Origin of the sequence: Dolichospermum sp. UHCC 0260 (assembly GCF_009711985.1) — a bacterium.
In the GTDB taxonomy this organism is placed as follows: domain Bacteria; phylum Cyanobacteriota; class Cyanobacteriia; order Cyanobacteriales; family Nostocaceae; genus Dolichospermum; species Dolichospermum lemmermannii.
The window spans coordinates 20122-30301 of record NZ_VIKZ01000108.1 but is presented as its reverse complement, the minus strand read 5'-3'; the positions used below and the strand labels follow the sequence as shown (position 1 = coordinate 30301).

Genomic DNA, 10180 nt, shown 5'->3' with positions numbered 1-10180 from the left:
TAAAGTATTTGTTGGTGGCATCTTTGACTAGTTTGGTGTTACCTGCTGATTCTATTGGGGTAAAAACATCATCATTTAACATCGAAAGATGTAGGGTGTAACTATCTCCTGTTGCTGGAGGTGTTAAAGCCGAAGACGAATAGCGATAAACGCCAATGATATAATCACTTGTAGCTAGTGTTTTATAGGTGAGAAATGATGCTGCATCGTTACCCGTATTTCCGGTTTCTATACCATCATCATTACTGCTTAATAATTGGTTATTATTGGGATTCCACAGTCGCAGTATGGTATCAAAATTATTGTTGTCAATGTCGAAAACTAACTGAGTATTTGCAAGCGCATTAAACCGATATAAATCAAATGTGCCATCTCCTGTTCCCAGAATACTAACGTGATCATAAGTTGTGGAAATATTACTGCCATTAAAATCCTGAATATCGGCGACTAGTTGACGATTAAAACTTGTATTAGCAATCACTTGAGCGGTTGCAAAAGTATTATTTCCCTCAACTTCTGGCAGGGTATTCCCAATAGAACCATCATCATTAGTAATTGTCGTTATCCCTTGATTATCAGCAATGGTGGCATTGATAGGGTTACTTAGGTTAATAAAGAACGTTTCATCACTTTCAGCTAAAGTATCCCCAAGTATAGAAACGGTAATTTGTTTACTGGTTTCTCCAGGGTTAACATTAAAGATTAATGTTCCCGTTGTGGCTGTGTAGTCACTTCCTGCGGTTGCTGTGCCATTAGCTGTGGCATAATTAACGGTGACAGGTTGGAAAGTTTCACCAGAAAGGGTAACGGTAAAGGTGGCGTTTTTTGTCCCACTGTTACCTTCAGTTAAGGTAACGTCATTTATACTGAGACTGAGGTTAAGAGCGGGTTGAAATTCAAATGCCCCGATATCAACTGTACCACCGGAAATTCGTGTATATCCACTGCCTCGGTTATCAAAGGGGATGGTTTCGGTATTATTACCATCGGCATCAAGATCGAAAACGTCTGTTAAAACTAAGGCGTTATTACCTGCATTAATTGCTGGGCTACCGCTAAGTAGTGCATGAGTGAAAATGCCGTTGCCATTATCTTGTAATGGTCCAAGTTTGGGGTTAGGATTGACGATATCTGTTCCAGTGCCAACAGTACCACTTGCTCCTGAAAGATTGCCGATTAGGTTGTTATTATTGCCATTAATGTTGCCCTTAAGATCAGGATATCCACCAATATTTCCAGCAACAATTGAATTTTTTAGGTTAACACTAGCACCCGAATTGTCAATTCCTCCAACATAACCGTCGTATGTACCAGTAGCAGTAGTGGCATTTTGAGTTATCGTACTATTAAATATATTAAGTGTCCCATTACTTACCCTAATTCCACCGCCATATAAAGCTTTATTACCGCTCACGCTACTGTTAATTAAGCTAATTGTAGAAGAGTAAGAGTCTATTCCCCCACCAAAACTTACAGCAGTGTTGTTATAAATCGTGCTATTGCTGATAGTTAAAGTTCCAACACTCTCGATACCACCACCTGACCATGCAGTGTTATTTTTAATCGTTGTTCCCAACAGAATGGCTTGACCATTATTATAGATCCCACCACCGTCGGTATAAGAACCAACCACTTGATTATCAGCAACAGTTGAGTTGATTAAAGCTAATACACCATCATTGTATATTCCTCCTCCGTCCGATGAGTACGATGATGAACTGGAATTGTTTTTTACAGTTGTGTTGAATAATAAGGCTGTAGCATTCGAGCGAATATAAATCCCACCACCATCTTCAGTTGTTGCTCCACCTTTGACTACAATATTGCTCAAGTTTAAGTAATTAAACACCTCAAAAACGCGATCTGCATTTGTCAAACCACTAGCATCAATTGTGGCAGGTTGAGTTCCTGTTGATTGAATGGTGACTTTACCAAGAATATCTAAATCTCCCCCCTTGGTATCAATGAGAGAAAAAGCAGTGAGACTATAGGTTGTTCCCCCTGTCAAGTTGATAATGTAATCGTTGGTTGTGTCAGCATTGGCTATTAAAATCGCATCCCGCAAAGATAAACCATTAGTAGCAGTACCATCATTTTGATCTGCGGTTGTATTTACAGTTAGGGTAATAGCTGGATTGGGTAGTGAATTACCTCCCAGAATGATAGGATGGGGTTCATCATCGGTAATAGTGACAATTCCTTGTCCAGCGTTGGGATCAATTATGGCATTCGTGGGATTACTAAGGTTAACAAAGAAACTTTTATTAGCCTCAGCAATATTATCTCCCAAGATATTCACATTAAAGGTTTTAGTGGTTTCTCCTGGTGCAAAAGACAATTGACCACTAGTAGCAGTATAGTCAATTCCAGCAATAGCGTTATTATTAGCTGTTGTGTAATTAACCGTCACCGTCTTATCAGTTACGGCGTTTAAGTTGACTGTTACAGTTCCCGTTTTTGTGCCACTATTCCCTTCAGAAACAGAAATATTATTGATTGTGATAAAAGGAGAAGGGATTCCTTGAAACTCAAATGCGCCAATATCTACACGATTATTTGCAATTCGAGAAAAACCTGTTCCGCGTTGATCAAAAGGAATTGTTTCAGTTGTATTTCCATCACCATCAATATCATTTATGTCTAAGGAAATTAGACTATTATTACCCGCATTAATCGCTAGACTTCCATCAAATAAAGCATGAGTTTGGGTACTACCACCGTTATTTTGTAGAGTACCAAGGAGAATATTAGAGTTAACAAGATCCGTTCCCGTGCCAATTGTGCCACTAGATCCTGTTTTGTTGCCTATTAAGTTGTAATTATTGCCATTAATCGATCCATTAATATCAGGATGGTAAATAGCACCTAAAGCAGCACTGTTATTATTTGGGGTGTCAAAATTGCCTGCAATGATGGTATTTTTGGCATAAACTTCTCCAGCACCACTGACGTTAGTAATTCCGCCACCGCTGCCGTCTCTATTACTATCTAAATCAGCAGTGTTGTTAGTAATGGTACTATTATTAAGATAAATTTTTCCTGTTACTGTCGCTGAAGTTGAGTTACTGCTAAAAATACCACCGCCATATTGATTAGCTGTATTACCACTAATTGTAGTATTTGTAATCGTCGCTGTTCCAGTATTGATAATACCACCACCAAATTGATTAGTTTTATTACCACTAATAGTGGAATTAGTAATAGTTGCCGTTCCAAAGTTGTAAATACCACCACCGGCTTTATCCGCCGTATTACCACTAATTGTAGTATTGGTAATTGTCGCCATTCCAAAGTTGAAAATACCGCCAGCGTTTTGATCAGCCGTATTACCACTAATTGTAGTATTGATAATGGTTGCTGTTGCTGTATCATTGTTGTAAATACCACCACCAAAACGTGCAGCTTTATTATTACTAATAGTGCTGTCTTTTAAAAGCAGAGTTCCATAGTTTGTAATACCGCTACCATCCTGATTACTCTCATAAAAAGCAGATGCGACGGTGATTTCATTATTAGTAATGAGACTATTACTAATTTCTGCGGTACTATTAGGGTTGATCCAAACTGCACCTACAGATGCACCAGTAATCGTTACACCATTTAAAATCAAATAGGCATTTTCTTTGACATCAATTGCCGCATCTCCAAAGCCTGATGCAAAACTTGTTTTTAAATTTGTTGCGTCAATAATTGCTTTTTGAGTGCCAACAGATTTAATGGTGATTTTTCCACCGGCTAAAATATCTAAATCACCTCTGACTGCTGCTTGCTCATCTCCTCCATTATTAAGTGAAGCAGTATTCTTAATACTCAATGAATAAGTTTGTCCTCCCTGCAATTCAATAACGTAATCATTGGTTGTATTAGCATTGGCTATTAAAATCGCATCCCGCAAGGATAACCCACCCGTAGCACTACCATCATTTTGATCTGCGGTTGTTGTCACTGTTAAAACAATTGGTGTATTTTGCTCTACAGCAACTTGTTCACCTCCTACAGTAATATTTGCCCAATCATTTTCTGTGTTAATTCTGTCTAATTCTTGAGTTGTTAAATTCTGCCCCTGCACCAAGGCTGAGAATTTTTCCCCTTCATCTCCAGCACTATCACTGAGATTAATTTGAGCATCAATAAAATGCCCAATTTCCTCTAACAGAACTGCACTAATAGCTTCTGCTGTAGAAGTTGCGAGAAAATTAGCTGATAAATAAATCTTATTATTGCTACTGGCATAAGCCCCGTTAGCACCGCCAAGAATGTTACTATCAAGAATTTCAACTTGCGGAAGTTGACTAAAATCACCAGATAGCCATTGTAAACGCAGAATTTCCGCACCGCTGCGGTTGTATTGTGTACCAAACGCGGTATCGAAAACCTGCCAGAAATTATCTAAACCAGAAAAGGTGCTGAGTTGGTTATATGTCAGCGTCAGAGCAGAGTTGAGTATGGTATTCATAGATTTAATTAGTTATTGGTATTAATGATGCCCTAATGCGATAGGATGTGTCACAATTTGTAACACTTTTTAGTTAAAGACTATATACGCACAAGTTTGACACAAATACTGATAAGTGTCAAGCTCTATATCTATGCGACAAGTTAGGATATTTTTTTAAATGGACAAGGTATTGCAAAATCTTTCAGATAGAGTCCTACTTGTTCTAGGGCTGGGTTGAGGTACAACTCATCAGCAATCAAACCGTTAGCAAGTGTAGATGTCATAAAATTAAACTGGTTTTTGTAAGTAATTATGCCAAAACGATAATATTAAGTATAAAAAACCTTGACATCTACCAAAAGTTAGATATTTATTTCTTTTCCAAAAAATCTCACCTGAGTAGGATATTTCGGGGTTTTACCACATAGGACTTAGAGGACAGAAAACTTTAAATATATATGATGCCTACGGCGAGTCAATTTAAGCCCCGGCGACTAGAAGTCACGGCTACACAGACAAAGTCCGCCTGCGCGGACTAACGAAAAATCAAGGATTTGAAACCCACGTAGGCGGTCACTGAGCTTGCCGATAGCGTAGCGTGGCGTTAGCCATAGTGTGGGTTTTGCCTGTGTAGACGCGGTTAGAAACCGCCCGTTTAACTATTAATTATGTCAATGTTGCTAATTCTAAAGCCTGTTTAAAATCATCTAAAGAATTAACTGTTACAGCCAGTTTCAGCATTTCATCCAAAATAGATAGATTAGAAATCAGAGCCAGTGATGCTGTAATCTCTAAAGAAACCTCACCCAATCGAGCTTGTAAAACAGTTTTGATGTAATTACGAGCATTTTGTAATGCACCAATCTCTTTACCAATCTCCTTACCAATCTCCTTACCAATCTCCTTACCGCGTTCTATTGCCATTTGTTCTGTAGGACTGATAAAAGGCATTTTTCTTTCCTCCTCAAAACTGTTAATTTTCTTGACTAACTTTTGCTGTAACTGCTCAGGTAATGTCATCATCATGTCAATGATTTTAAAGAGTTTCACAATTTGCTCTTTATTTAATCCTCGTTCATAAAGTCCGCGAACTAATGTCCATTTCCATTGCTCCCGTTCTGATAAATTCCCAGTGGTTGCTTTGGTTTTTAAATGTGCCATTACTATGATAGCAAAGGGATTGGTATTAGTTTCTAATTCTTGCCAACGCGATTCATAGTCAAGCAGTTTAGCAATGGGAAATTTAAGACTAACTTCACACCCGCCAATGGCATAACTATAAGTATTAGGTCGCCATTTACTACTTTCATCACCTAAAACAGCTAGACTAACCACAGGTTTGTGATACAGATCAAAGGAACGATAATTATAAACATACATCCGTTCACCAAAATCTACTTCATATTGACTTTGAATTTCAATGTGAATCAATATCCAAATCACTCGTTTATCCAGTAACCAAACTTGATAAAGTTTATCAGCAATACGTTTTTCTGTGGCTGATGAAGCCGTAATTTCCTGTAGTTCTTTATCAAGAGAACGAGGGGTTTGTGTCCAATCAATTAATTGATGAACTTCAGGAAAAAAGAAGATTAAGAAGCTTTCAAAATACTCGTTTAGTGCTTCTTTCCATGATTCATCATAATTGGCAGTGACTTCTTTCATAATCAAATTTTCTGAGGTATTAAGACGCTCATAATCAAGTTTGCAGTTGTAATTTATATAGTTTTAGCACTTCTTCATGTATAAGTTGATTTTGACACAGCAACCGTAAAAAATGGCAAATGTGGAAAATTCAATGAAACAGGAAGTAAATGCCAAAATTATCGGTGTCCAGATGTGTCTAGACCTTGATAATTTTGGGTAAGTTTTATAGAACGGAAATCAATAAAACCATTACTCAACCTAGATTTTCTGTTTTTCGACAATTTCTCGAACTCCAAAAAAAATGAGGGGACCGGGAGTTGATAGAAAAGTCCAGCAATTATGTCATAATTTGTAACGTATATTTAAATTCCCCTCTGCGAGACTACGAGCTATGAGTGAACAAGCTGAACAAGCTATGGAAACTCCAGTGTTAGACCGTTATGAGTGTCGCTCTTGCGGTTACGTTTATGAACCTGAGAAGGGAGACGACAAGAGTGATGTCCTCCCAGGAACACTTTTTGCCGAACTACCTACAAATTGGCGTTGTCCAGTTTGTGTAGCTAAGAAAACTGTTTTTGCGAATATTGGACCAGCGGGTACTGCCTCTGGTTTCAAGGAAAACTTAGGTTACGGTTTGGGTGTGAATACCCTGACACCAACTCAAAAGAACATTTTGATTTTTGGGGCTTTGGCTCTTGGCTTCTTGTTTTTTATTAGTCTTTACGGACTAGATTAAAAACCGCCATCTTTATTTACCGCAATTCGGCGAAAATCTCATTAAACCTCCACTGGAAACCCTCAGTAATACTGATGCAATCAATTTTGAAAAAGTGGCAAAGTTTTGTTGCCGCGTTAATAGTAGTTATCGCCTGTATAGGGTGTAGTAGTGTTCCTTCTATAAGCAACAATCCTTGGCAGGTGATTAATGTCCCGACAAAGTCGAAGTTGTTAGATATTAGCTTTGCCAATAACTCTCAGCATGGTTACTTGGTGGGTGGTAATGCCACTCTTTTAGAAACTAAAGATGGTGGTGATACTTGGCAACCGCTAAAATTAGAGTTGGATGATCCCAGATATCGTTTTAACTCCGTTAGTTTTTCTGGTCAGGAAGGTTGGATTGCTGGAGAACCTTCTTTATTGCTCCATACTACTGATGAGGGTAAGTCTTGGTCACGGATTGCTTTAAGCGAAAAGTTACCTGGCAGCCCCATTGCCATTACAGCAATAGGTCAGAATACAGCGGAAATGGCTACCGACATCGGAGCGATTTATCAAACCACAGATGGTGGTCAAAATTGGAAAGCTAATTTAGACGCGGCCGTTGGTGTGGTGCGGACTCTGGAGCGATCGCCTGATGGTAAGTATATCGCTGTTTCTGCTAAAGGCAGTTTTTATTCTACTTGGGAACCTGGACAAAATGCTTGGCAACCCCATAACCGCAATAGTTCCCGTCGCTTAGAAAATATGGGTTTTACTAACGATGGACAATTGTGGTTGTTAGCACGAGGTGGCCAAATTCAGTTTAGTGATCCTACTAAACCGGAAGAGTGGTTAGAGGTAGAATATCCAGAGTTATCCACGAGTTGGGGTTTACTCGATTTAGCTTATCGCACACCCGATGAAATTTGGATCGGTGGTGGTAGCGGTAATTTACTTCGCAGCACCGATGGTGGTAAAACTTGGGAAAAAGACCGTGATGTGGAGACAGTTGCAGCTAATCTTTACAAAATTGTATTTTTTAGCCCTGATCAAGGTTTTATAATTGGCGATCGCGGTGTTTTACTGAAATATAACCCCAAAACAGCAGCAACAGCAGCCCCAGCGGCGTAATTACACCCAATAATGGATGTATTCACCAGAAGAAAGTTGTAAGTTGTAACTCTGTCTAAACTTTGTAGGATAATAAACTCAATAATAGTTTTTGATAAGGGAGTGAAATAAATGGCAGGTACCACTGGAGAACGTCCGTTTTCTGACATTGTTACCAGTATTCGTTACTGGGTAATTCACAGCATCACCATTCCCGCATTATTCGTTGCAGGTTGGTTATTTGTCAGCACTGGACTGGCTTATGATGTATTTGGCACACCTCGTCCTAATGAGTATTTTACTCAAGTCCGTCAAGAAGTGCCAATTGTCAGCAATCGTTTTGAAGCAAAAAAACAAGTAGAAACCTTTATTGGAAAATAATTTGAGATCATGACTAGCGGTAATAACATCAATCAACCAGTTACCTATCCCATTTTTACAGTTAGATGGATCGCGGTGCATACCTTAGCTGTCCCTACTGTCTTCTTTTTGGGCGCGATCGCCTCAATGCAGTTTATTCAACGCTAGGAGTTAATCATGGAAAGAACGCCTAATCCTAATCAACAACCGGTTGAATTAAACCGTACCTCTCTTTACCTGGGACTACTATTAGTCTTCGTTCTCGGAATTCTATTTTCCAGTTACTTCTTTAACTAACTGGACTTTTTTACGTCAGTTGCTAGTTAGGTGATAGGTAATAGGTAATAGGTAATAGGTAACAAGTTACAGAAAGAATATTCTCAACTGACAACTGACAACCGACAACCGACAACCGACAACTGACAACTGACAACTGACAACTGACAACTGACAATTTTTGTAAGTGAGGAAAAAACTGTGTCTGGAAGTGGAAGAATTCCCCTGTGGGTCGTCGCTACGATTGCAGGTTTAGGTGTAATTACTGTTGTAGGTATTTTCTTTTATGGATCTTACTCAGGAATTGGTTCTTCAATGTAATGCTATAGCAGGGAACAGGGAATAGGAAGTTTGAAAGTCTTTTGTAAGATGACTTTTTTAAGGGGATGTAGAAACCCCATCTTCAACGAAGTAAGATGGGGTAGTTCATCCAATCTCCGTCCTAACCTACTTGGTAACTACTATTCTGGAAGAAGATAGCAATTAGAAATACAAAAAACTGGATTTTTGCTTGATTATCATTTTTGAACTTCTTCTGCAAAAATCGCCATAAAAACCGCCTAACTCCATGAGATAGGCGGTTTTGTTTGTTTTCAAATAGATAATTGGTGACAAAATTAAGTAACCAATTACCCATACCCTAATTAAGCAATATCTTCGCGTTCAATGTATGAAAACAAAAACGCGAAAATAACTGCTGGTAAAACCAAGCCAGTTAGGGGAACGAAAACAGAAGGCAAAAAGGAGGAATAAGCCAAAATAGTAGGCAAAAATGAACTTGACATAGAATTAAAGTCCTGTAAAGTCTTACTGCAATTCAAATTGAGCTTACTGCAAAATCCTCCCTTATTTGCTAAATTATCAAGATTTTTAACACACCTGTTTACATTCCCAACATTTCATCCATTTCTATCCTGGGTAAATTAGGGGGAATTACTGTCTTGATGATAGTGAATTTGTCACTTTCCTGCTGAGTAGTTTGATGGAGAGCGATCGCTGATAAACGGATTTCTAAGCAGCCAAAAGGAATTTTTAGGTAGATCGCTGTTTCCCATTCTCCGCAGGCATTAGAACGCAAATCTGGCAGGATATGTGGTCTATCTAGTAGACTCCGGGTTTGATAATCTTCAACCCATAACTTAACCACTACCGAAGATGAAACTTCAGGTAATTTTACACGCACCATTACAGATGTGCCAGCGACAAGTTCACCCTCTGATAAATACAATTGGGGAGTTGGTAAAGACTCCATCATCACACCAGAGAAATCTGCCGCAGTTTCATTCTCCGGTAGGGGGGAATAATGATGATCTGCTATAGCTTCATCACTCCAGCTATCCGCATCCCATTCCATAACCAAATCATCTATAACTATTTCTTGTGATAACCATCCAGGCTCGGTTGGTATTGGATTCAGTATATTGACTGTTTCCGGTTTATTAATTTCTAAAGGAATATTGTCAGCAATGGTATCTTCCTGAATTTCTTTTTCCCTACTTAACAGCACTTCCACATCTACAGTTTGAGTTTCTTCCCCAAGATCATTGTCTGAGGATTCTTGAAAAACTGCTTCAGTCAATAAGTATCCTTGACTGTCTATCCATTGTTGCAAAAGAGAGGAATTTTCTTGAGTATCCACCAAATCTAGTT

The 10180-nt window shown here is 38.7% G+C and carries 11 protein-coding genes and 1 pseudogene; 6 read left to right on the top strand and 6 right to left on the bottom strand.

Annotated elements, in window-relative coordinates:
- From FJR08_RS22665 to FJR08_RS22660, 3 genes are all read right to left on the bottom strand, one after another.
- On the bottom strand, positions 1-4456 hold a 4456-nt coding region (locus FJR08_RS22665), incomplete at its 3' end, for a Calx-beta domain-containing protein (protein WP_217357556.1).
- A 143-nt stretch (positions 4457-4599) separates the two neighbouring features.
- A complete protein-coding gene (locus FJR08_RS24110; protein ID WP_256369746.1) occupies positions 4600-4722 on the bottom strand; it encodes a hypothetical protein in 123 nt (40 codons plus the stop codon).
- A gap of 382 nt (positions 4723-5104) precedes the next feature.
- Entirely contained in the window at positions 5105-6103 is a 999-nt protein-coding gene (locus FJR08_RS22660) for a hypothetical protein (RefSeq protein WP_168634656.1), read from the bottom strand.
- A gap of 373 nt (positions 6104-6476) precedes the next feature.
- Here FJR08_RS22660 and FJR08_RS22655 point away from each other — a divergent pair, with 373 nt between their 5' ends.
- The 6 genes from FJR08_RS22655 to FJR08_RS22630 all read left to right on the top strand — a co-directional run bounded on the left by FJR08_RS22655 (position 6477) and on the right by FJR08_RS22630 (position 8851).
- Positions 6477-6821 (top strand): rubredoxin, encoded by a 345-nt coding sequence (locus FJR08_RS22655; RefSeq protein WP_148765259.1) that lies wholly within the window; start codon positions 6477-6479, stop codon positions 6819-6821.
- A gap of 74 nt (positions 6822-6895) precedes the next feature.
- Complete coding sequence (locus tag FJR08_RS22650; protein WP_015081484.1) at positions 6896-7915, top strand: photosynthesis system II assembly factor Ycf48; 1020 nt, start codon at positions 6896-6898, stop codon at positions 7913-7915.
- A 111-nt stretch (positions 7916-8026) separates the two neighbouring features.
- The gene (gene psbE, locus FJR08_RS22645) at positions 8027-8275 is read left to right on the top strand and encodes a cytochrome b559 subunit alpha (protein ID WP_015081483.1); all 249 of its coding nucleotides are present in this window, start codon (positions 8027-8029) and stop codon (positions 8273-8275) included.
- 9 nt (positions 8276-8284) lie between these two features.
- Complete coding sequence (psbF, locus tag FJR08_RS22640) at positions 8285-8422, top strand: cytochrome b559 subunit beta (RefSeq protein WP_010997987.1); 138 nt, start codon at positions 8285-8287, stop codon at positions 8420-8422.
- Positions 8423-8431: 9 nt separating this feature from the next.
- Positions 8432-8551, top strand: coding sequence for a photosystem II reaction center protein L (locus FJR08_RS22635; RefSeq protein ID WP_015081482.1), 120 nt, complete (start codon positions 8432-8434; stop codon positions 8549-8551).
- A gap of 180 nt (positions 8552-8731) precedes the next feature.
- A complete protein-coding gene (locus FJR08_RS22630; protein ID WP_015081481.1) occupies positions 8732-8851 on the top strand; it encodes a photosystem II reaction center protein J in 120 nt (39 codons plus the stop codon).
- 121 nt (positions 8852-8972) lie between these two features.
- Here FJR08_RS22630 and FJR08_RS23395 read toward each other — a convergent pair whose 3' ends face one another.
- The 3 genes and pseudogenes from FJR08_RS23395 to FJR08_RS22620 form a co-directional block, all read right to left on the bottom strand.
- Positions 8973-9167, bottom strand: a complete 195-nt coding sequence (locus tag FJR08_RS23395; protein ID WP_217357555.1) for a hypothetical protein — start codon at positions 9165-9167, stop codon at positions 8973-8975.
- A gap of 7 nt (positions 9168-9174) precedes the next feature.
- The gene (gene psaI / locus FJR08_RS22625; protein WP_015081480.1) at positions 9175-9315 is read right to left on the bottom strand and encodes a photosystem I reaction center subunit VIII; all 141 of its coding nucleotides are present in this window, start codon (positions 9313-9315) and stop codon (positions 9175-9177) included.
- Between the two features lie 98 nt (positions 9316-9413).
- Positions 9414-10180 (bottom strand): annotated as a pseudogene (locus FJR08_RS22620) (hypothetical protein); the annotation flags it as partial.